This window comes from Mycobacterium simiae, from assembly GCF_010727605.1.
Classification (GTDB): domain Bacteria; phylum Actinomycetota; class Actinomycetes; order Mycobacteriales; family Mycobacteriaceae; genus Mycobacterium; species Mycobacterium simiae.
Window position 1 is genome coordinate 3,203,185 of record NZ_AP022568.1, and the last position, 21,282, is coordinate 3,224,466.

A 21,282-nucleotide genomic window follows, 5' to 3' on the forward strand; every position below is an offset into this window, starting at 1 on the left:
GGTGCGCGTTACGGCGACCTGTCCGCCAAGGCGATGAGCGCTTGCGCCGCATCCTCGGGTACTGACATGTCTAATCCGGTGACTTCTTTGAACCGCCGCAGCCGTTTCATGATGGTGTTGCGATGGCAGAACAGCATTGCCGACGTGCGGGCGATGTCCCCGGTTCGGGAATAGGTCCGGACTGTCATGAGCAGTTGGTGTCGTTCAGTTTCACTCAAAGCGTCGACGCTTTGCCGCACGCTGTCGACAAATTGTGGCATTCGACTCCGCAGGCTTGCGCCAGCCATCAGCGTCCAGACGTCAGACATCGCCGCAGGGCCGGTGAACTTCGGTGGCAAGGCCAGCGCGATCTCGCAGGCCACACTCGCGGCGTGACGAACGCCTTGCAAGCCGAGATGAAGCGGCGCGATTCCGCAGGCGACTTGCAGGAGGGCGTGAGCATCGCCGCTGCGTCGCCAGCCGTCCGGTACCCCGTGCAGGGCGGTAGCGTCCGCCGGGAGTGCCGCCCAGAAGACAACTGTGCAGCCGCCCCGTGCATGGCTGTAGGCCTGCCGCCCTTGCCTGCGCAGTTGTTCGGCGAATGACCGCAGTGAGTCGTCGTGCGTGATCGGAGCGGCTGCCGCCCACAGCCCGGCATCCACGGGGATCGACAACGTCGCGCTGGCGCGGGCCGTCAGCTCAGGCGCCTGCGGCTCATCCGACAGCAGCAGCGCTACAAAGGATTGTTTGCTGATCGACTTCTCTTCGGCCATGCGGACTCGCTCGTCCATGAATGCGTTGTGAATACGCCCTGCGAAAGAGTCGACCGCCGTCCAGACGTGTTGAACGTGGACCGCCAAAGTCAGGGCGTCGCTTTGCTTGGCCAGCCACAACAGGTGTGACCACAGTAAGCCGAAGTCGAGATGGATTGCTGCAGTGAGCTTCTGGGCTTCGACCCCTTGGCGGGCGCGCCGCGCACCGAGCCGGTGGGGAAAGTCGGGGTCGGACGCAGCGGGTGGTTGCGCCGAGCCGGCCGCGGCATAGCGACGCAACTCGGAGAGGAGGAAGTCGAACGCATCCCTGGATGACTCGCGCAACTCTTGGCGTTCGACCAATCCCTCGTAGTACAGCTGTCCTTCCTGGATCTCCTGCATGAAGCGATCCGCAAGTTGGTCGCGCCACCCGTGAAGCTCTCCGAGAAGTTCGAGCCAGCGTGCCGTCGTCGTCACGCGGATGCGATCGACACTCTTCATGAGTCGAAATTTAGTTGCACTGTGGTGACATCAGCTCTTGTCGAGTGCTTGTGCCCCGGCGATACTGATCGTGAGGTCGGTGCGGGCCGCACTCGAGGCCGCGGAAGCGCGGGACTGTAACAAGCCGATCAACCAGTGTTAACGCGGTTTATCGATGGTTTCCAACGGATATCGGCGTCGCCGAGGTCGGGGTCGGTCTTCCCGTGACAGCGCGGCAGCTGGCCGCACCTATCGGCAATTGGGTGTGCAGATGCACACCCAATTGCCGATAACTGGTTGCTCCCTGCTCTCGAAAACAGCGCGCGCCTCGCGCTAACTTCCTTACCAGCCGACGCATGGCCATAGCTCCAAAAAGCTTGTGCGGCTTGGCGTAATCGACCCAGCCTATCAGCACAGGAAGTGAGTAACAGGTGGCCTCGCGGACCGATATTGAGCATGTCACGGCCATGGCGACAGCTCCGAACCAGGACGACGCCTTCCTCGACGATTTCGCGGCCATGTCCGCCTTCGGCGCTACCGACGCAGGTGGCGTGGATCGGCAGGCCGCAACCGCCGCGTACGGACAGGCGCGTAAATGGCTTGCCAGCTGGCTAGGAGGCCGCGGCTTCCGCATCGAGCGAGACCGTATCGGCAACCTGTTCGGATTCCTCGAGCTAACGCCCGGTGCTCCGTACGTACTTGTTGGCTCCCATCTCGATAGCCAGCCACGAGGCGGTAAGTTTGACGGCGCTTACGGAGTCCTCGCGGCCGCGCACGCCGCCGACCGAGTGCGAAAACGATACCGGCGCAACGGTGCTCAAGCTGTACTGAATATCGCCGTCGTGGACTGGTTCAACGAGGAGGGGTCGCGGTTTCAGCCCAGCATGATGGGCAGCGGCGTCTTTACCGGCAAGCTTGACCTCGAAGATGCGCTGAGCACCCCAGATCTCGCGGGCGTCACTGTGGGGGAAGCGATGGCAAGCATCGACGAGCTCGGCTCGAACCCCGTCGGCTCGCCGAGTGTCGCCGCCGCGGCGTATGTCGAGATCCACATCGAACAGGGCAAGACGCTCGAAAAAGAAGCGACAGCTATCGGGCTGGTCACCTCCACTTGGGCGGCGAACAAGTACGAGGTTGAAGTTGTTGGGGCACAATCGCATACGGGCGCGACCGACATGGAAGACCGTCAGGACGCCCTGTACGGTGCGGCACTTGTGGTGGCCGCTGTGCGCGAAATCGCTGATTCGTTTCCCGGCCGTTTGCACAGCTCGTGTGGTCAGTTAACTGTATTTCCGAACTCTCCCAACGCGGTTGCGGGCAAAGTCCAAATGCATCTCGACCTACGAACCTCCGACGATCCAATTCTCGTTGAGGCGGAGGAGCAACTACGACAACGGTGCGCGGCTATCGAGGTAAAGGCCAACGTCAAAATCGAGAAACGACGCACGCATAGCTGGTCGGCCAATTACTACCAGCCCGAAGGCGTCGAACTCGCCCGCCGAACTGCCGAAGATCTGGGTCTGAGCTACATGGAGATCCGCACTCGAGCCGGCCATGACTCGACCAATATGAAGGACCTGGTCCCAACAATGATGTTGTTCATCCCGAGCGTCGGCGGAATCTCACACAGCGAATTGGAGTACACCGCCGACGTGGATCTGTGCAACGGCGTGGCCATGGTCACCGAACTCCTTGCACGCATCACCACCGGCGCACTCGGCAGCGCTGCCAGCCGCCCGCCAGCGCAACGTTGAGGTCGCGGGTCGACAGCACCCGGCGGGCATCAAACATGCCGGTGGCCCGTCCGCTGAAGTCCGGCATAACTCCTTCAACTTCTCAAGTAGGTGAATAACGTTGACACGATCACGATGGACCATCATCGCCGTTTTGTTTGTGACATGGCTGATTTCATACTTCGATAGATCGCTAATTGCGACCGCTCTTCCGTTCATTGGTCGCGACTTCGGCCTATCGCCGACGCTGAAAGGCTTTGTCAGCAGCGCCTTCTTTATCGGGTATGCCGCGGTGCAGATCCCGGGCGGTATCCTGGCCGACCGGGTGGGCCCCCGCCGGGTCGCGTTCGCGGCTGTGCTGGGCTGGTCCATATTCTGTGCCCTTACCGGAGCGGCTGGGAGCATCCTGACGCTGATCACGGTGCGGATTTTGTTTGGTTTGACCGAGGGCGCATTCTCTCCCGCGTCCTGGAAAATCCTGTCCATGGCCGTGGATGAGACAAATCGGGCACGGGCTAACGCCCTGATGCTGACATCGAATCTCGTCGGGCCGGCCCTGGCGCCCATTGTCCTGGCTCCGTTCATCGCATCGATCGGGTGGCGCCCGGCATTCTGGTGCCTCGCCGTACCCGGCATTTTCGCTGCCTTCATCTGTTTGAAGTTTCTTCCGGCCGCCAAGAACGGATCCGGGGCCAACAACGACGCACAGAATGAATCGCCCGCCGAGCCGATCTCCATGCGGAAGGCCCTGATGAATCCGGTGATCGGGAAACTGTTCCTCATCTGGGGAACCTGGGACATCACCTGGTGGGGATTCATCTCCTGGGTGCCTTCGTACCTGTACTCCGGGCGAGCATTCTCGCTGGAAAAGACCGGCCTGTTGGCCTCACTCCCGTTTGCGGTTGGCATCCTCGGAATGCTGGGCGCGGGCTACGCTGCCGACCGAATCGCGAAGCGCCGCACCGTGATCATGGTCTGCCTGGTCGGAAACGCCACCTTCCTCACCTTGTTGGCTCTTGCGAAGAGCCCGGGCGCCGCGATCGCCTGCCTCATTGGGGTCGGGTTCTTCCTGCCCGCGATGTACGGCCCGTTCTGGTCACTGCCGATGCAGCTGCTCCCGAGCTCACTGATGGGCGCGGGCGCTGGACTGATCAACTTCGCCGGACAGCTGGCGGGATTCATATCACCCATTGTCATCGGTTGGACGATCGCGGTCACCGGGACGTATACCGCCGGATTTCTTTTCCTCGCGGCGGCGGCCGTAACCTGTCTGTTGATTACCGCCAGCCTGCGCGAACCGAGTCAAGAAGTTCCGCAACCAGCCACAGTGAGCAGCGCATCATGACCAGCCCCACCAGTGTCCGCACATCGGTCTCGTCGTCGCTAGCGAAGATTCGCCAGTCAGACAACACCATTCAGGCATTCGAAGAGGTCTTCGCCGACGATGCAACCGCACAGGCCGAGCTTCTCGACGGGGGAGATCCCGCAGCGGCAACGCAACCGCTGCGGGGCATGACGCTCGGGGTCAAGGACATCTTCGAGCTGAGCGGTCGCCGCCCCGGCAACGGGAACCGCGCGGCTTTTGAACTGCTCGTTCGCGAAGTGCCGGAGGATGACGCCGCACTCGTCCGGCTATTGCGCGACGCCGGAGCGGTCCTCACCGGTATGACACGCTCGACGGAACTTTGTTGGTACCAACCAACTCTCACGCGAAACCCGCACGATATCGACTGCACGCCGGGAGGATCGTCGAGCGGGTCCGCGGCCGCAGTCGCGGCTGACATGGTGACTGCGGCGATCGGAAGCCAGACGAATGGCTCGATAGTCAGACCCGCCAGCTACTGCGGACTGTTCGCGTACAAATCAGGCTATGACCGCCTGGACCTGACCGGGATGACGCGGATCAGTGACTCATTCGATCACACCGGGTTCTTTGCCCGCGACGCGGCAACCGTGATAAAGCTGGCAGAAGTCGCGGGGAACTTCGTGGTGCCCCAACATGTTTCCGGCGACTATCGTCTTGGGGTCGTCGACACCCAAGATTTGGCCGATGCCGACGACGAGGTCCTGGAAACGTTCACCACATACGTCGGGCAGTTGCGGGACGCCGGCCACACCGTCGATTCGATACGACTTCCGGAAGTGTTGGCGCCCAAGACATTCGACGCATACTACGGTGTCTTAGCCCCGGAGATCTATCAATTACATCGAAACCTGCTGTCCCCGGATCTTATCGACAAGCTCGGCCCCAACACTGTTGAGATTCTGCAGCGTGGGCGTGATACAACCGCTACCCAGCAACGTGAGGCCGAGAAGGTGGTAGCGGAGATCCGGACGCGGGTGGATGGCTATTTCGATCAGTTCGACGCGCTGATATTGCCTGCGGCGACGTCCTGCGCACCGAGAACGCTTACTTATACCGGGTCGCCGGCGCTGTCGACGCTCTCGAGTATGGCGGGCATTCCCATCACGGTCATACCCGCGGGGCTCGGCCGATCCGGTCTCCCGGTAGGGATCCAGGTCTGGGGCCGGTGGGGTGCCGATCAGACCGTTCTTTCATTGCTCGCGGCGTTGCCGTCTGAGTACGTCGCACCCCAATAGCTCGGTGAGTAGCCGTCCATGAGGTCCGGCGTGGAGCCCCCTGTCAGGATTGAACTCGTCCGACGGGCCAGCGGGGGAGGGTGAAAACCCCTCGTATCAGTGGAAGCTGATCACTAGAATTCAGCGGAAACATCTGTTATTCCACGGGAATTCTCGGCATTTTGTGGGCAGAAGGCTGGAGGAGTGCGCGCCCCCCGCCTGCGGATGCCGGTTCCCACTCGCCCACATTGCACTTCAGAAACCGTCCGGCAACCTGTCAGTCAATCATTGGTAGGCCACGCGGAATAGTAGGCGTCTAGTGCTTTTTCGATGGCTCGCCCACGCTCATTCGGCTGCCAATCGGGCCCAAAATTATTCATCATCTCGCTGATCAGCACGTCCACCACGGCGCGAGTCTGTTCGCCGCTTGGCTCTTTTGTGGCGCGAAGTTCAGCCAGCATCGTCGGATCCCGGCGTGAAAGTTCGTCAATAATCACCGCGCGATGCTCGGGCGGGATGGCGTCCAGAACACTGTTCACGGGTGCCTCCATCCGTTTTGGTTCTTAGCCCAGGCGGTCACCACTTGGCCGTCCTGATTCAAGACGACCACCGCATCCGGGTCCTCATACGCGTAAGAACCGCGGCCCTGGTCGTCGAGCCTAAATCTCGGCGGATTGAGAGGGTGCTGAACTGCGTCGGTGAGCGCGCCGTCGTTGACGCGGCGATTGCCGTGTCGTGGGCGACGAGCTGTGCGGCACGTTCTTGGATCGTGGCGGTGTATAGCTCCGCTTGGGCCTGAGCTGCCACCCCGCCTCGCGGCGGCGTTACCGAAAGGTCTTCGCCGACAACGTATCCGGCGTCTCTTGCTTCCTCGACGGCATCCAGAACCCTGCGCTTGACCGAATCGAGAATCTCGGCCCCGCGGCGCGCTACCGCGGCGGATTCATGGAGGACATCGGCCAGCCCTCGTACCAGTACCAGATCAGCAAATGCCGTTTGCTGGGCCGCCTCGGCTGCGACACCCTCCCACTCCGTCCCGCCCGGGGAGATGGTAGCTCGATGGATCGAACTGAATGAGGATTCCCAATGCTCGGCAGTAGCTTTCCAGTCCGTGGCTGCACCTTCTAAATGAGCGACATCCCACGCTTGAATCTCGGAGAGGGACGGCACGCCGACGCGGCCAACCTCCGACACCGATCACACCTGGGCTATCGAGGCACCGACCGCGGCGGCTTGCCGCGCACCAGCAGTGTCGGTCGCCGCAAATTGTGCACGTGCCAGGGCCGATGTGACTGAGTTCGTTTGCGCTCGTTGGGCTGGGACCGTGATAGCTCCGTCCAGGGCAGCATGGGCAGCACCGACAGCGCCCGATGTGGCCTGGATTGGTAGCCCAATTGTGGCCGGCCGAGTGGCCGCTATCAACTCCGCCGACACCACCTCGCAGTGCGCTGCCACGACCTGCAGCCTTGCAGCGCCGACCCGAAGAACGTCGGGCCTAACTCGCGTCCGGCGGTGCTGATGCCACTCTGACGGTCCGGAGACTGGCATTCGAGCCCCTCATATCTTTGTCTATCTCAAGCCGCCGGTGAAGTGCCCACGCACAGGCATTGGAGCCCCCTGTCAGGATTGAACTGACGACCGCTCGCTTACAAGGCGAGTGCTCTACCACTGAGCTAAGGAGGCCGGGTAAATCGGCTGCCAGCTTAGCCGGTCACGCCTCGCCCTCGATGATGCGTTGCGAGGGCACCGGACGCGACGGCGCGCGGCGACCGGTGCGTCGGCCGGGCAACGGGATGCGATCGGCAATGCTGCTCAACGGGTTGACGACCATGGTCAGCGCGACCACCGCGTCTTGCAACGTCGCGATGGCCGGCTCGAGTGCTTCCATGCCGGGCGTCAACCGGGCCAGCGTGTCAGCGACATCCGTGAGCTGGTCGAGCGGACCGTTTTTGGCGGTGAGTTTATCGATCAGGCCGCCCTCGGAGAGCAGCCGATCGGCCAGTCCGTCCTCGGATAGGACACGCTCGATCAGACCGTCTTCGGCCAACAGTTGATCGGCCAGACCGCCGGGTTGCAGCGCCCGGTGCAGGCCGCCGCCCTCGGCGGTCAGACGGTCAACCAGACCGCCATCGGACATCAGCAGGTCGACCACGCCGCCGGGGCGAAGTAAGCGGTCGAGCGGTCCGTCGGGTGCCATCGCGCGTCCCAACGGCGCGTCGTCGTCCATCATTCTGGCCAGGCGATTGGCACGGACGATCGCATCGTCGAGCCCCAGCATGGACGTCACGACGTTGGTTGCGGTCTCGCCTTCACCGAGCGAACGCTTGGCCACTCCGACCGCCGCGCTGGCCAGGTTCAGGCTCGCCTCGGCGGCCGCAAGGCCGACTCGCGCGGGGGCCGTCGCCGCGGAAACCATGCTCTTGGCGAGATTCATAATCCGAGTCTAGGCACGCGGTCCGCAGAAAAAGCGGCACCGGTCCAAGCTGACCCGATGATTCCTGGCAGAATACTGGCAGGTCGTTTTCAACCAATTCCCAGTATTTGCACAATAATTGTAAAGGCAACGTACAAACAGGGCGGAAGTAAGCAGATGACAGCGCCGACTGTAAACGAAACCAAACCCGAAGCACGTGTTCTCGTAGTGGATGACGAGGACAACATCGTCGAATTGCTCTCCGTGAGCCTCAAGTTCCAGGGATTCGAGGTCGCTACGGCGACCAACGGCGCACAAGCGCTCGACCGGGCCCGCGAAACCCGGCCCGACGCGGTGATTCTCGACGTCATGATGCCCGGAATGGACGGCTTCGGGGTGCTGCGTCGGCTGCGTGCCGACGGCATCGATGCTCCCGCGCTCTTCCTGACAGCCCGCGACTCGCTGCAGGACAAGATTGCGGGTTTAACCTTGGGCGGCGACGACTATGTGACGAAGCCGTTCAGCCTCGAGGAGGTTGTCGCCCGGTTGCGGGTCATCTTGCGACGCGCCGGTAAGGGCACCACGGAAGCGCACAACGCCCGCCTGACATTCGCCGACATCGAACTGGACGAAGAGACCCACGAAGTGTGGAAGGCCGGCGAACCGGTGTCGTTGTCTCCGACCGAATTCACTCTGCTGCGTTACTTCGTAATAAACGCCGGAACGGTGCTCAGCAAACCGAAAATCCTCGACCACGTGTGGCGTTACGACTTCGGCGGCGACGTCAACGTCGTCGAGTCTTATGTGTCCTACCTGCGTCGCAAGATCGATACTGGGGAGAAGCGGCTGCTGCATACTCTGCGCGGAGTGGGTTACGTCCTGCGGGAGCCGCGCTGAGTACATCCTCTCCCAGTCGGAGAAAGTAGCGATCGGTGGCGACAACGATGGAGACGTCCACACCGGTCCCGCACGGATTACCCCTGCGGGTAGGTTTGGTCGCCGCGACCCTGGTACTGGTGGCCTGCGGGCTGGCCGCCTCGGGCGTCATGGTCACCTCAATCCTGCGGCACAGTCTGATCAGCCGCATCGACCAGACGCTGCTCGAGGCCTCCCGCGGGTGGGCGTCGGCGCCGCGACGGCAGGTTCCGGCGTCCCCCTACGAGGGTCCGGATCCGGGGCGGCCGCCGTCAAAGTACTACGTACGCGGAATCGGTCCCGACGGCAAGCCGTTCACCGCGATCAATGACCGCAACGCCGAGCCCGCCCTGCCGCCCGACAACGACGTCGGCCCGAACCCGACGACGCTGGAGTCGGTCAACGGTTCGGACATTCAGTGGCGGGCGGTCTCGGTTCGCGGACCCAACGGCCTGACGACCGTGGCGATCGACCTGTCCGACGTCGATAACACGGTGCGGTCCTTGGTGTGGCTGCAGTTCGGCATCGGGGTCGCGGTGCTGGCCGTTGTGGGCATCGCAGGTTTTGCGGTGGTGCACCGCAGCCTGCGGCCGTTGATCGAAGTCGAACAGACGGCCGCCGCGATCGCCGCCGGGCAGCTGGATCGTCGGGTCCCCGAACGCGATCCGCGTACCGAGGTGGGCCGACTTTCCTTGGCGCTCAACGGGATGCTCACCCAGATTCAGCAAGCGGTGGCCTCGTCGGAGTCCTCGGCCGAAAAGGCCCGGAGCTCAGAGGATCGGATGCGCCGGTTCATCACCGACGCCAGCCACGAGCTACGCACCCCGCTCACCACTATCCGCGGCTTCGCGGAACTGTATCGGCAGGGCGCCGCCCGCGACGTAGCCATGCTGCTGTCGCGCATCGAGAATGAAGCCAGTAGGATGGGCCTACTGGTCGACGACCTGCTGCTGCTGGCGCGCCTCGACGTGCAACGGCCGCTAGAACACCACCGCGTCGACTTGCTGGCGCTGGCCAGCGATGCCGTGCATGACGGGCAGGCGATCGATCCCAAGCGGCGCATTTCGATGGAGGTGCTGGACGGGCCCGGCACCCCCGAGGTGGTCGGCGACGAGCCCCGCATACGCCAGGTGCTGAGCAACCTGGTGGCCAACGCCTTGCAGCACACACCGGTCACCGCGCACGTCATAGTGCGGGTCGGCACCTCCGGCGACGACGCGGTGATCGAGGTGGCCGACACCGGCCCCGGCATGAGCCAGGAGGATGCGTCCCGGGTCTTCGAGCGGTTCTACCGCACCGACTCGTCGAGGGCCCGCGCCAGCGGCGGGACCGGGCTCGGCCTGTCCATCGTCGCCTCGCTGGTGCAGGCGCACGGCGGCACGGTGACCGTGCAGACCGCGCCCGGCAAGGGCTGCTGTTTCCGTGTCACCCTGCCGCGGGTCAGCGATGTTGCCGCCCAGCTGACATGAGGATCAGGTCAGCTGCTCCAGGGCCGCCTTGATCCGGGCCTGAGCTTGGTCCAGTGATTCCGGCGACGGATTGCGGTCGACATTGGCGAAACCGAAGTCGCTGAGACTGCGGGTGGGGAAGACGTGCACATGCAGATGCGGCACCTCGAGCCCAGCGATGATCAGGCCGGCACGTTCGGCGCGGAATGCCTTGCAGACGGCCTTGCCGATCAGCTGACTCACCGACATCACCCGGCCCAATGCCGCGCTGTCGACGTCTTGCCACTGATCGATCTCGGCGCGGGGCACGACCAGGGTGTGCCCCTGCGTCATGGGCTCGATCGTCAGGAATGCGACGACGTCGTCGTCCTCGTAAACGAATCGGCCGGGTAGCTCACGGTTAATGATCTTGGTGAAGATCGACGCCATGGGCCCAGCATAGGTTCTTTCGATCCGACGACCTCGCGTCAGTCCTCTTGGCCGAACTCCATCACGTCGAGGTTCCAGTAACCGCGCATGTTGGTGATCAGGCCCGCGTCGTCGACCTTATAGGTGAACACGCCGCGCACCTTGCTGGTCATCCCGCCTTCAAATCTGCTCTGCAGCACCAGAATATGTGCGATCTCGTTGGGAGAGCTGGACGGGAAGGTCTCCTCACAAGTGATGGTGAGCTGGTTCTTGGCGATGTTGTTGTCGAAGAACTCACCGACAGCGTCCTTCCCGCGCACTCCCGAGCCGTCGGGGTTGGTGACCGACGGGCCGATCGGATCTTCGATGACGACGTCGTCTGTCATCAGGGCCAGCCAGCCCTCGCGGTCTCTGGCCTGGGCGCACCGCCACGACGACTGCGACGCGGTCAGAGCCGGCGATTGAGCGGTTTGGGTCATGGTTCTCTCCTGTCACTAGATCGCGCACGCGGCGCGTGCGCCTTCCTCGGTTGCCTTTCGAATGAGCCCGAGGCCGCTGCAATCACCGGCGGCGTGCACGTCGGCGTCGGGCAGGGCGACCCGCAACGTGTCGAACAGAGCGGTGTCGGGCTCGACCGATCCGGCGATCACGACACTGTCGGCGGGCAGCTTCCGGACCGTCCCGCCGGCAGGCGTGAACACGACGGCCCGCGTGGTAATCCGTTCGACGGCCGCACCCACATGCACGGTGACCTGTAACCGGTCCAGGCGATCCATGTGTTCGGTCTTACGTTTGTTGCCGACTTCCGGGGCGATGTCCGTGCCGGCTGCCAAGATCGACACCAGCCGGCGACGGGCCGCGAGGAACTCCGCGAGCTCCAGCGCCACCAAGTCGGCGCCGATGATGGCGACGCGCCGACCGACCGGCATCCAGGCGCGGGTGGCTAGCCGCACTGCGGCGGGCCGGACCAGCCGCTGCCGCCAGCCGCCCAGCAGCGACGCGCCCAGCCGCTGCCATGCCGGATCGGTGGCGTTGGCACTGCCGTCGAGTAGCTCGCGCAATCCGGGGCCGGTGTACACGTGCGGCAGGTTCGTTCCCGGGATGGGCGGCACCGTGATCCGGCCGCCGGTGGCCACCACCACCGCATCGGGCGCTTGCGCGACGACGTCATCGGCCGAAACAGCCTGTCCTAGATGGACTTTGGTGGAACTGCGGTTGATCTCGTCACGCAGGTACTGCAGGAACGGCTGATTCTCCGGATGCAGCACGCACGCCCAGCGCAGTGCCCCGCCCAGCTGCCCGGTGCGTTCGAAAAGCGTGACGCGGTGGCCGCGCTCGGCGGCCACCCGGGCGGCCTCCAGGCCAGCCGGGCCGCCGCCGATCACGGTGACGCGCTTGGCGCGAGCCGCCCGGGTTGCCGCCAGTTCGCGTTCCCGGCCGGTTCGCGGATTGACGGCGCAGTCGACAAAAAACCGCTGTTCCATTGCGTCGATGCAGTTTTCACAGGAGATGCACCGGCGCACTCGGTCGGCGTGGCCGGCTTCAATTTTGCGCGGCAACTCGGGGTCGGCCAGCAGTGGGCGCCCCATTGCAACGAAGTCCGCGCGTCCATCGGCCAGAATCTGTTCGGCGCGGGCGGGGTCGTGGATTCGGCCGACGGTAATCACTGGCACATCGACCACCTGCTTGACGGCTGTCGCGGCGCCGACGTTGACCTCGTCGCCATCGTCGGCGGCGTTGACCATGCCGGTGACCAGGCGGTCGATCACGCCCCCGCTGACGTGGAAGGCATCCACGCCGGCGGCCACGAGTTGGGGTGCCATCCGCGCGGTTTCGTAGATCGGCCGGCCGCCGGCGACTCGCTCGTACCCCGAGATACGCAGCGTGATCGGTAACGTGTCGCCCACCTCGGCCCGGATCGCCGCCAACGCTTCGAGTACCACCTGCAGCCGGCCGCGCGTCGAGTCGCCCCGATAGTCGTCGGTGCGCCGATTTCGTTGCGGAGCAAGGAAAGAGCCGAGCAGCATGTAGCCGTGTGCGGCGTGCAGCTCGATTCCGTCGTAACCGGCCTCGGCGGCACGCCGGACGGCGGCCTTGAACCGGTCGAAGACGTCGGCCAGTTGCTGCTTAGTGATTTCGCTCGACGGGCGGCCAGTGAGGTAGGAAGGGATCACCGAGGGTCCCAGCGACGCTACGCCAAAGATTTCCGGCCCCAGGCCGTCGGGTCCGGCATGCACGATCTGCGGCTGGATCTTGGCGCCGTGTTCGTGCACCACCTCCACCAGTGCCCGGTGCGCGGGGACCGCGTCATCGGTGGCCAGATGCAATCCACCGGGAGTCTCGGGATGACGATGGTCGACTCCCGTGGCGCCCACCGTGATGAGTCCGACGCCGCCCCGAGCGCGCGCGGCGAAATAATCGCGAGTGCGGGCGGAGGGCAAGCCGTCCGGCGTCCCGTACATCGTCTCCATCGGAGACATCACCACGCGATTGCGCAGCCTCATGGCGCCGATGTGTCCCGGCGCCATCAGGAACGGGAAGCCCGTCACGTGATGGACGTGGCTCGCGGTGTTACCGGTCGGCGTCGGTGTAGCGGATCACGCCGCGAATGTTCTTGCCGTCCAGCATGTCCTGGTAACCGTCATTGATCTGCTCGAGCCGATATTGGCGAGTGATCATGTCGTCCAGGTTCAGCTTTCCGGCCGTGTACATCGACAACAACTGCGGGATGTCGTACTGCGGGTTACCGCCGCCGAAGATGGTGCCCTGCAAGTTCTTCTGCATCAGGGTCAGCATCGCCAGGTTCAGGGTGACGTTGGTGTCCAGCAGGCTGCCGATCGCGGTCAGCACGCAGGTGCCGCCCTTTTGGGTGATGTTGAGGTAGTTGTCGATGTCGGCGCCTTGCAACTCACCCACCGTGACGATGACCTTATGCGCCATCAAACCGTAGGTAACCTCCGCCATGCCCGCCATCGCGGCAAAGATGTCGGGGTAGACGTGGGTGGCGCCGAACTTCATGGCCTGGTCGCGCTTCCACTCAACCGGGTCGATCGCGAAGATGTAGCGGGCACCGGCGTTGACCGCACCCTGCAGCGCCGCCATGCCCACCCCGCCGACGCCGACGATAGCGACGTCTTGGCCTGGCCGGATGTCGGCGGTGCGTACCGACGAACCGTAGCCCGTGGTCACGCCGCAACCGACCAGCGCGGCCACCTCGAAGGGGACCGACGGGTCGATCTTCACCACCGAGCTGCGGTGCACGACCATGTACGGCGAGAAGGTCCCCAGCAGTGTCATGGGGAAGACATTCTGTCCGCGTGCCTGGATACGGAACGTGCCGTCGGACACCGCGGCGCCGCCGAGCAGTCCAGCGCCCAGGTCGCAGAGGTTGCGCATGCCCGCCTGACAGGTCGGACATTGCCCGCAGGACGGGATGAACGACAGCACGACGTGATCACCGGGGGCGATGTCCTCGACGCCCGGCCCGACCTCGGTGACGATGCCGGCGCCCTCGTGGCCCCCGAGCACTGGGAAGCCGGCCATCGGGATGCCGCCGGTGACCAGGTGGTGGTCGGAGTGGCACATGCCTGCCGCTTCCATCTGGATCTTGACCTCATGGGCTTGCGGGTCGCCGATCTCGATCTCCTCGATGGACCAGGGCTGGTTGAACTCCCAGATCAGTGCGCCTTTTGTCTTCACGATGGTCCTGACCCCATTTCGCCGTTGAATTGATCAGCGCTACCCGGCCCTTGCTGCCGGACAGCTCGGTGACGGGTGCCACAGGCACCCCGTCGCGTCAGCATAGCGCGTGCAACAAATCAAATGCTTGGTTGGCTGGCATTGGCCCGGTGCTCACCAGATCGGAACCGGCGCCTCGCCCAGCGGGTAGTAGCCGGGGAGCTTCTCACCCGCGACGCTGCGTTCGATGCGTCGCTGCATGCCTTCGCTGAGGTCGCCGGACTCGATGAGTTTGGCGAACATCTTGGCCACGTGACCGAAGTCGAAGAAGTCGCGTTGCCACTCGATGAGCCCATCACCGTTGAGCCGGAACCAGCTGCCGCCGATGCCGTAGATCTCGTCCTTGCTGCCGTCGGTCTTGTTGACGATCTGCTTCCAGAAGCCGACGATCTCGCCTTGCTTCTCGTCGATGAGCACCTTCTGGTATTCGTACACCCAGTTCTCCAGGCCCTCCATCTCCAGTCCCAGTGCGATGTCGCGGATCTCGTCGATGCCCACGCACATCACGTCTTCCTTGGGACCGATGTTCCAGCCATAGGTGGCGTCCTTGGCATAGAAGTCGGCCAGTGGCCGCCAGTCACCGGCCTTTTCGCAGTCCCTGTTTACCTGCAGCCAGCGCTGCACCCACGCCTCAAGATCTTCCCGCGAATGTGACGCCTTGGAATTCATGGGGTCAGTCTTCTTTCTCTTTGATGAATAGTGCTTGGGTTGGGCACATTTGCACCGCAAGCTCGACCTCGTCGCGGGCGTCTTCGGGTGGCTCGGGATCGACGATCTCGACCTTGCCCCGCTTGGGCACTCGGAAGTAGTCCGGTGCCTCCAGTTCGCACATGGCGTGGCCCTGGCATAGATCCAAATCTGCTCCGATTCGAAAAGGCATGATCTTCTCACCCCTTCCGTTTGCGGAACCGCACCTTGGCCGGCCGGGCTAGCTGCACCACCATTTTGGAGTGGTCGTTGTGATAGCTGTCGGCCGGCTGTGCCATCTCGAACTCATACTCGCGCAACAAAACCGAGAAGATCGCCTTGATCTGCATTTGGGCGAAGGCCGCGCCGACACAGCGGTGTCGCCCCGCGCCGAACGGGATCCAGGTCCACCGGTTGACGATGTCGGCCTGTTCGGGCTTGAGGTAGCGGTCCGGACGGAATGTGTCCGGATCGGGAAAGTCCTCGGGAATCCGGTTGGAGATCGCCGGGGACGCCGCGACGAAATCGCCGTCGTGAATCGGAAAACCTTCAACCTCGAACTCGCCCTTTGCGACCCGCATCAGGATGATCAGCGGCGGGTGCAGCCGCAGGGTTTCTTTGACCACGTTGTCCAGCTTTGGAATCGACCGCAGCGCATGGAAACTTACCTCCTGGCCGTCGGCGTAGAGTTCTTCGAGCTCCGCCCGCACCTCGGCGTACACGTCGGGATGGCGGATCAGCTCGATCAGCGTCCAGGCTGAGGTGCCGGAGCTGGTGTGGTGCCCAGCGAACATCAGCGAGATGAACATCCCGGTGACCTCGTCGGCGGAGAAACGGGGATTGCCGTCCTCGTCCTTGATCGACACCAGCACGTCGAGCATGTCGCGGTCGGCCTTGTCCTGCGGCGGGTTGGCCAGCCGCTGGTCCATGATTTCCTGCACCAGCGCAACGAGTTTGACGCGCGCCTCATCACGGCGCCGGAAGCTCTCGATCGGCAGGTAGGGATCGACGTAGCAGAGCGGATCGGTGCCGCGTTCCAGTTCGTGGTAGTACTCGGCGAAGCGGTGGTCCAGTTGCTCACGGAACTTCAGGCCGATCAGGCAGGCCGTCGAGGTGTAGATGGTCAGCTCGGCGAAGAAGTCGAGCAGCTCGATCTCACCCTCCTCACCCCAGTCGGCGATCATCTTCTTGACTTCGCCCTCGATGGTGGTGGCGTGGCCCTTCATCTGCTCGCCGCGCAGCGCCGAGTTGTGCAGCATCTCCTTGCGCCGCTCGGGGCTGGCGTCGAACACCACACCTTTACCGAAGATCGGCGTCATAAACGGATAGGCCTCGGCCTGGTCCAGATCCTCATCCGCGGAGCGGAAGAAGAATTCGTTGGCGCGGGCGCCGGACAGCAGGATGACGTGTTTGTCGACGAGTTGGAACCACCCCACATCGCCGCATTCCTCGCGGACCCGTTTCATCAAACCGATCGGGTCGGTGCGGAACTCCTCGAGGTGGCCGTGCTCTTCTTCACCCCCGGACACCCGCGGCACGATAGCGGTAGATGTCATGTGTTCATGCCTCCCCGGCGCGCCGCGCGCCGCATCGTTGTTTCGGGGGTGGTGTGCTCACGCCTCCTCGGCGCGCGTGTCGCGCGCCGCATCGTTGTTTCGGGGGTGGTGTGCTCACGCCTCCTCGGCGCGCGTGTCGCGCGCCGCATCGTTGTTTCGGGGGTGATGTGCTCACGCCTCCTCGGCGCGCGTGTCGCGCGCCGCATCGTTGTTTCGCGGGTCATGACGGCATCCCCTCTTCGCCGAGCGCGAGTTTGTGACGAGTCTTGTTGTCGGCCAGCGGCGCTTCGGGCTGCAGCTCCATGTTGGCGATGAAGCCGCCGCGCGGTGTCTCGGCGACGAACGTGATGGCCCGCGCCAGGTCCGCCGCGCGCAGGAAGTAGTCGTGACGGGCCTGGCCCCATTTCGCCCAGTCCTCCAGGGCAGGACCGATCTTCTCGGCCGGCAGGCTCCACCCCATCGATGTCTTCGTCGGGCCCGGGTGCACGATCGAGGCCCGCACGCCGGTGCCCTCCAGCTCCATTTGAAAGTTGGTGACCATCGCGACGAGTGCCGCCTTGGCGGCGCCATAGGCGCCCATGTGCGGGCGCTGACGCAGCGCCACGTCGGAGCCGACGAAGATCAGGTCGCCGCGCTGCCGATCGAGCATGCCGGGCAACACCGCGCCGGCCAGCCGGTTGGCGCCGACGAGGTGAATCTGCAGCTGGGATTCGAACTCGTCGGTGGTGATCTCGGCGAGCTTGCCAAAGTACGTATCGCCCGCCCCGGCCACCAGGACCTCGATCTCACCAAGCGCGTCGACCGTCTGCGCGACAAATGATTTCACCGAGTTCGGATCGGTGACGTCGAGATGAAATCCCACCGCCTCGCCGCCGTTGGCGTTGATCTTGCCGACGATGTCGTCGAGCTTGTCCACCCGCCGGGCGCCCAGCGCCACCGGGAAGCCGTGCGCGGCGAGTTCGATCGCGGTGGCTTCTCCGATGCCAGAGGACGCACCGGCCACGATGGCCGGTCGACGTTCGGGCAGGGGCTCAAAGCGGGGCATCAGCGGCTCTCCACGGTGATGGGTAGGTGAGCGAATCCGCGGACATTGCTGGAGTGGACGCGGACGGCGTTGGCCTCGTCCACCCGGTATCCGCGGATTCGCTTGAACAACTCGGTGAGCGCCACGCGGGCTTCCATCCGGGCCAGGTGGGCACCGAGGCAGAAGTGCGCGCCGCTACCGAAACTCATGAGTTTGGAACCGATATCGCGTCCGATCAGATACTCGTCTGGGTTGTCGAACACCCGCTCGTCGCGATGGGCGGAGCCGGGCAGCAGCAGCAGGACATCCCCGTCGGGGATGGTGGTGTCATAGAGAGTCAGCTCGCCGGACACGGTGCGGGCCAGGATCTGACTCGAGGTGTCATAGCGCAGGGTCTCTTCCACCCACTGCGGCACCAGGGCGGCGTCGTCGTAGACGGGCGCGAGCTGGTCGGGATGCTTGTGCCCCCAAAACGCGGCGTTGGCAAGGAGTTTGGTGGTGGTCTCGTTGCCGGCGATCACCATCAAGAACATGAAGCCGAGGACTTCGTCGTCGGTGAGCCGGTCGCCGTCGATCTCGGCCTCCAGTAGGGCCGACGTGAGATCGTCGGTCAGTTTGGCGCGCCGGTCGGCCACCATCTGCTGGTAGTAGACGATCAGGTTGAGCGAAGCCTCGACCGCCTCCGGCGGAACGTCGGTGACGCCTTCCTCGCGATGCATCACTCCGTCGGCCCAGGCTCGCACCTGCACGCGGTCCTGTTCCGGCACGCCCATCAGCTCAGAGATCACGTCCATCGGCAGTTTGCCCGCGAACTCGTCGACGAAATCCACGGTGGCGCCGGACGAGGCGAGGTCGAGCATGGTGTCGAGGTGTCTGACCGCGATCTCGGTGACCCGCGGTTCCAGCTCGCGGATACGGCGCGGCGTGAAGCCCTTCGACACCAGGGTACGCAGCCTCAAGTGGGCGGGATCATCCATGGCCAGAAAGCTCATCGTCTTGCTGGCATGTGGGCCGCGCGAGGCCGGGTCCAACGACACCCCGTACTTGTTGGAAAGCGTGGTGCTGTTGCGAAATCCCTGCAGCACATCCTGGTGGCGCGATAGCGCCCAGAAGTTCAATTCATCATTGCGGTACAGCGGGGCCTCGTCGCGCAGCCGCTTGTAATACGGGTACGGATCCTCGTGGAAGTGGTAATCGTAGGGGTCAAGCACCAACTCGTGGTCTCCGATGTGCACGGTCATTCGGTTCCTGCCTCCTGGCTCGTCCTCCCGTGACCGGGCAGCATCAGGCCGACGACATAGGCCAGCCGGTCGGCGATCTGGTGGTAGGTGAATTGGCCACTGCCGGCCTGCACCAAGGCACCGAAGAAGGCCATCTCCAACGCGGCGACCGTGTTCGGGTCGGCGGTCGGCCCGATGGCCGTCTCGATGCGGCGGTGAATCTCACCGCCGATGTGGTCGCGCACGGCCGCCACCACGGGATCGGTGCCGCCGCCGAGCAACGCCGTCGTGCACGCCGCACCGACCTCGGGTTCGTCGGCGACGACCAGCGCCAGGTGGCGCAACACCTTGTCCACTCGGATCGGCATCGGTTCGTTGACGTCGGTGAAGAACGGCACCTGCCGCACCAGGTCCAGATAAACCTCGGCGATCAGGTGGTTCTTCGACGAGAAATAGGTGTACGCGGTGGCCGGTGCGACCTTGGCGCGGGCGGCGACCGCGCGCACCGTCAAGCCGGCATACGACTTCTCCCGCAAGGTCTCGATGCCGGCGGCGAGCACCTTACGGAAGGTCCCCTCCTGGCGTCGGTTGCGCGCCGGAAGACCGGATTGTTGCTCGGCCTGGGAAGTGACCGCAACTAAGGCATCGCTGGACACATGTCCAAACTAGAGGAAGGGTGGCAGGCGAAGCAAGTCCGTCGAGTAAAAACCCAGCTTATGGTGCGGAATAAGCCTTGCTAGGCCGTCATTCGGGACGGGGGCCTTGCACCGCTGAGGGCCCGGCGGCTATGGTGCGGGGAAACAATATCGGACAACTGTCCACCTAAGCGGGATGTCGATATTCGGCCGCTGGGATGCGACGCACAGACGGGAGTGCGAGATGGCCTTGCTGGCCGACGGCGTGAGTGAACTGTTCATCGACGGCAAGATGTCGGCCGGCAGCGCCGGCACCTTCCCCACCATCAACCCGGCGACCGAGGAAGTGCTCGGAGTCGCGGCCGACGGCGACGCCGACGACATGAGCCGCGCCATCGACGCCGCCCGCCGCGCGTTTGACGAGACGGACTGGTCGCGCAACACCGCATTGCGGGTGCGGTGCGTGCGGCAATTACGCGAGGCGATGCAACAGAATCTCGAAGAGCTACGCGAACTCACCATCGCCGAGGTTGGCGCGCCGCGCATGCTGACCGGCATCGCGCAGCTGGAAGGTCCCGTCAACGACCTGGCGTTCGCGGCGGATACCGCCGAATCCTATGAATACAACCAGGATCTCGGGGTGGCGTCGCCGATGGGCATCCCGACGCGGCGCACCATCGCCCGCGAAGCCGTCGGCGTGGTCGGCGCTATCACGCCGTGGAACTTCCCGCATCAGATCAACCTCGCCAAGATCGGGCCGGCCCTGGCCGCCGGAAATACCGTTGTCCTCAAGCCCGCCCCCGACACCCCGTGGTGTGCCGCCGTGCTAGGTGAACTCATTGCCGAGCACACGGACTTTCCGCCGGGCGTGATCAACATCGTCACCTCCACTGACCACAGCGTCGGCGCATTGTTGGCGAAAGACCCTCGGGTCGATATGGTTTCGTTCACCGGATCGACCGCCACCGGGCGCAGCGTGATGGCGGATGGCGCCGCGACAATCAAGAAGGTGTTCCTCGAGCTGGGCGGCAAGTCGGCGTTCATCGTCCTCGACGATGCCGACCTGAGCGCAGCGGTAAGCGTGGCGGGATTCTCGGTGTGCATGCACGCCGGCCAGGGATGCGCAATCACCACCCGGCTGTTGGTGCCGCGTGCACGGTATGACGAAGCCGTCTCGGTCGCCGCTGCCACGATGGGCGGCATCAAAGCCGGCGATCCCACCGACCCCGGAACCATTTGTGGGCCGGTGATTTCAGCACGGCAGCGGGACCGCATTGAGGGCTACCTCGAGTCGGCGATCACCGAGGGCGGGACGTTCGCATGCGGGGGCGGCCGACCGGCCGGCCGCGAACTCGGCTTCTTCATCGAACCGACCGTGATCGCGGGGCTGGACAACCACGCGCGCTGCTCGCGTGAAGAGATCTTTGGCCCGGTCTTGACCGTCATCGCTCACGACGGCGACGACGACGCCATCCGCATCGCCAACGACTCGCTCTACGGCTTGTCGGGCACCGTTTTCGGCGCTGATCCCGACAGGGCGGCCGCGGCCGCCACCCGCGTCCGTGCCGGAACGATCAATGTCAATGGCGGCGTGTGGTATTCGGCCGATGCGCCGTTCGGTGGTTACAAGCAGTCCGGGAACGGTCGTGAGATGGGGTTGGCCGGTTTCGAGGAGTACCTCGAGATCAAAACCATTGCGACCGCGGTTTGAGTC

General features: G+C 64.2%; 19 protein-coding genes and 1 tRNA gene. 6 read left to right on the plus strand and 14 right to left on the minus strand.

Annotated elements, in window-relative coordinates:
• Nucleotides 1–8 precede the first annotated feature (8 nt).
• Complete coding sequence (locus G6N33_RS14935) at nucleotides 9–1,232, minus strand: PucR family transcriptional regulator (protein ID WP_101528645.1); 1,224 nt, start codon at nucleotides 1,230–1,232, stop codon at nucleotides 9–11.
• 446 nt (nucleotides 1,233–1,678) lie between these two features.
• Here G6N33_RS14935 and G6N33_RS14940 point away from each other — a divergent pair, with 446 nt between their 5' ends.
• The 3 genes from G6N33_RS14940 (at nucleotide 1,679) to G6N33_RS14950 (ending at nucleotide 5,545) form a co-directional block, all read left to right on the plus strand.
• Nucleotides 1,679–2,965, plus strand: a complete 1,287-nt coding sequence (locus G6N33_RS14940; RefSeq protein WP_044512448.1) for a M20 family metallo-hydrolase — start codon at nucleotides 1,679–1,681, stop codon at nucleotides 2,963–2,965.
• A gap of 100 nt (nucleotides 2,966–3,065) precedes the next feature.
• A complete protein-coding gene (locus G6N33_RS27485) occupies nucleotides 3,066–4,289 on the plus strand; it encodes an MFS transporter (RefSeq protein ID WP_163771547.1) in 1,224 nt (407 codons plus the stop codon).
• Nucleotides 4,286–5,545: an amidase gene (locus G6N33_RS14950; protein ID WP_049919031.1), complete on the plus strand. Its 1,260-nt coding sequence runs from the start codon at nucleotides 4,286–4,288 to the stop codon at nucleotides 5,543–5,545. Before G6N33_RS27485 ends, G6N33_RS14950 begins: the two co-directional genes overlap by 4 nt.
• Nucleotides 5,546–5,805: 260 nt before the next feature.
• Here G6N33_RS14950 and G6N33_RS14955 read toward each other — a convergent pair whose 3' ends face one another.
• The 3 genes from G6N33_RS14955 to G6N33_RS14965 all read right to left on the minus strand — a co-directional run bounded on the left by G6N33_RS14955 (nucleotide 5,806) and on the right by G6N33_RS14965 (nucleotide 7,958).
• Nucleotides 5,806–6,063, minus strand: coding sequence for a hypothetical protein (locus G6N33_RS14955; protein WP_101528653.1), 258 nt, complete (start codon nucleotides 6,061–6,063; stop codon nucleotides 5,806–5,808).
• A gap of 1,069 nt (nucleotides 6,064–7,132) precedes the next feature.
• Nucleotides 7,133–7,207: transfer RNA gene (locus tag G6N33_RS14960), tRNA-Thr, on the minus strand.
• A gap of 28 nt (nucleotides 7,208–7,235) precedes the next feature.
• Nucleotides 7,236–7,958, minus strand: a complete 723-nt coding sequence (locus G6N33_RS14965) for a hypothetical protein (RefSeq protein ID WP_044508548.1) — start codon at nucleotides 7,956–7,958, stop codon at nucleotides 7,236–7,238.
• A 156-nt stretch (nucleotides 7,959–8,114) separates the two neighbouring features.
• Here G6N33_RS14965 and phoP point away from each other — a divergent pair, with 156 nt between their 5' ends.
• Entirely contained in the window at nucleotides 8,115–8,834 is a 720-nt protein-coding gene (phoP, locus tag G6N33_RS14970; RefSeq protein ID WP_044508547.1) for a two-component system response regulator PhoP, read from the plus strand.
• Between the two features lie 47 nt (nucleotides 8,835–8,881).
• Nucleotides 8,882–10,321, plus strand: a complete 1,440-nt coding sequence (locus tag G6N33_RS14975) for a sensor histidine kinase (protein WP_044508546.1) — start codon at nucleotides 8,882–8,884, stop codon at nucleotides 10,319–10,321.
• Nucleotides 10,322–10,324: 3 nt separating this feature from the next.
• Here the strand turns inward: G6N33_RS14975 and G6N33_RS14980 are convergent, their stop codons facing one another.
• From G6N33_RS14980 to G6N33_RS15025, 10 genes are all read right to left on the minus strand, one after another.
• Entirely contained in the window at nucleotides 10,325–10,729 is a 405-nt protein-coding gene (locus G6N33_RS14980; protein ID WP_044508545.1) for an HIT family protein, read from the minus strand.
• 38 nt (nucleotides 10,730–10,767) lie between these two features.
• Nucleotides 10,768–11,187: a ketosteroid isomerase family protein gene (locus tag G6N33_RS14985; protein WP_044508544.1), complete on the minus strand. Its 420-nt coding sequence runs from the start codon at nucleotides 11,185–11,187 to the stop codon at nucleotides 10,768–10,770.
• Between the two features lie 15 nt (nucleotides 11,188–11,202).
• Nucleotides 11,203–13,257 (minus strand): oxidoreductase, encoded by a 2,055-nt coding sequence (locus G6N33_RS14990; protein ID WP_101528644.1) that lies wholly within the window; start codon nucleotides 13,255–13,257, stop codon nucleotides 11,203–11,205.
• Nucleotides 13,258–13,279: 22 nt separating this feature from the next.
• Nucleotides 13,280–14,407: an NDMA-dependent alcohol dehydrogenase gene (locus G6N33_RS14995; RefSeq protein WP_044508543.1), complete on the minus strand. Its 1,128-nt coding sequence runs from the start codon at nucleotides 14,405–14,407 to the stop codon at nucleotides 13,280–13,282.
• 153 nt (nucleotides 14,408–14,560) lie between these two features.
• Nucleotides 14,561–15,115: a nuclear transport factor 2-like protein gene (locus G6N33_RS15000; RefSeq protein ID WP_044508542.1), complete on the minus strand. Its 555-nt coding sequence runs from the start codon at nucleotides 15,113–15,115 to the stop codon at nucleotides 14,561–14,563.
• Nucleotides 15,116–15,119: 4 nt separating this feature from the next.
• The gene (locus G6N33_RS15005; RefSeq protein WP_044508541.1) at nucleotides 15,120–15,326 is read right to left on the minus strand and encodes a ferredoxin; all 207 of its coding nucleotides are present in this window, start codon (nucleotides 15,324–15,326) and stop codon (nucleotides 15,120–15,122) included.
• A 7-nt stretch (nucleotides 15,327–15,333) separates the two neighbouring features.
• Nucleotides 15,334–16,689 (minus strand): cytochrome P450, encoded by a 1,356-nt coding sequence (locus tag G6N33_RS15010; protein WP_044508540.1) that lies wholly within the window; start codon nucleotides 16,687–16,689, stop codon nucleotides 15,334–15,336.
• A 220-nt stretch (nucleotides 16,690–16,909) separates the two neighbouring features.
• Nucleotides 16,910–17,734 carry an SDR family oxidoreductase gene (locus tag G6N33_RS15015; protein ID WP_044508539.1) on the minus strand — a complete coding sequence of 275 codons (825 nt, stop codon included), beginning with the start codon at nucleotides 17,732–17,734 and terminating at the stop codon, nucleotides 16,910–16,912.
• Nucleotides 17,734–18,954 (minus strand): cytochrome P450, encoded by a 1,221-nt coding sequence (locus tag G6N33_RS15020; RefSeq protein ID WP_044508538.1) that lies wholly within the window; start codon nucleotides 18,952–18,954, stop codon nucleotides 17,734–17,736. Before G6N33_RS15020 ends, G6N33_RS15015 begins: the two co-directional genes overlap by 1 nt.
• Nucleotides 18,951–19,589, minus strand: coding sequence for a TetR family transcriptional regulator (locus G6N33_RS15025; protein ID WP_044508537.1), 639 nt, complete (start codon nucleotides 19,587–19,589; stop codon nucleotides 18,951–18,953). Before G6N33_RS15025 ends, G6N33_RS15020 begins: the two co-directional genes overlap by 4 nt.
• 223 nt (nucleotides 19,590–19,812) lie before the next feature.
• On the opposite strand from G6N33_RS15025, the gene G6N33_RS15030 reads away from it, so the two are divergent.
• Nucleotides 19,813–21,279, plus strand: a complete 1,467-nt coding sequence (locus G6N33_RS15030) for an aldehyde dehydrogenase (RefSeq protein WP_044508536.1) — start codon at nucleotides 19,813–19,815, stop codon at nucleotides 21,277–21,279.
• The last annotated feature ends 3 nt before the right edge of the window (nucleotides 21,280–21,282 follow it).

Bases quoted from the DNA above. Each gene is read 5' to 3' on its own strand.
- G6N33_RS15015 (WP_044508539.1), bottom strand. From the start codon at position 17,734: ATGCCCCGCTTTGAGCCCCTGCCCGAACGTCGACCGGCCATCGTGGCC.
- G6N33_RS14985 (WP_044508544.1), bottom strand. From the start codon at position 11,187: ATGACCCAAACCGCTCAATCGCCGGCTCTGACCGCGTCGCAGTCGTCG.
- G6N33_RS14975 (WP_044508546.1), top strand. From the start codon at position 8,882: ATGGAGACGTCCACACCGGTCCCGCACGGATTACCCCTGCGGGTAGGT.
- G6N33_RS14950 (WP_049919031.1), top strand. From the start codon at position 4,286: ATGACCAGCCCCACCAGTGTCCGCACATCGGTCTCGTCGTCGCTAGCG.
- G6N33_RS15000 (WP_044508542.1), bottom strand. From the start codon at position 15,115: ATGAATTCCAAGGCGTCACATTCGCGGGAAGATCTTGAGGCGTGGGTG.
- G6N33_RS15030 (WP_044508536.1), top strand. From the start codon at position 19,813: ATGGCCTTGCTGGCCGACGGCGTGAGTGAACTGTTCATCGACGGCAAG.
- G6N33_RS15010 (WP_044508540.1), bottom strand. From the start codon at position 16,689: ATGACATCTACCGCTATCGTGCCGCGGGTGTCCGGGGGTGAAGAAGAG.
- G6N33_RS15005 (WP_044508541.1), bottom strand. From the start codon at position 15,326: ATGCCTTTTCGAATCGGAGCAGATTTGGATCTATGCCAGGGCCACGCC.
- phoP (WP_044508547.1), top strand. From the start codon at position 8,115: ATGACAGCGCCGACTGTAAACGAAACCAAACCCGAAGCACGTGTTCTC.
- G6N33_RS14940 (WP_044512448.1), top strand. From the start codon at position 1,679: ATGGCGACAGCTCCGAACCAGGACGACGCCTTCCTCGACGATTTCGCG.
- G6N33_RS15020 (WP_044508538.1), bottom strand. From the start codon at position 18,954: ATGACCGTGCACATCGGAGACCACGAGTTGGTGCTTGACCCCTACGAT.
- G6N33_RS14980 (WP_044508545.1), bottom strand. From the start codon at position 10,729: ATGGCGTCGATCTTCACCAAGATCATTAACCGTGAGCTACCCGGCCGA.
- G6N33_RS14965 (WP_044508548.1), bottom strand. From the start codon at position 7,958: ATGAATCTCGCCAAGAGCATGGTTTCCGCGGCGACGGCCCCCGCGCGA.
- G6N33_RS14935 (WP_101528645.1), bottom strand. From the start codon at position 1,232: ATGAAGAGTGTCGATCGCATCCGCGTGACGACGACGGCACGCTGGCTC.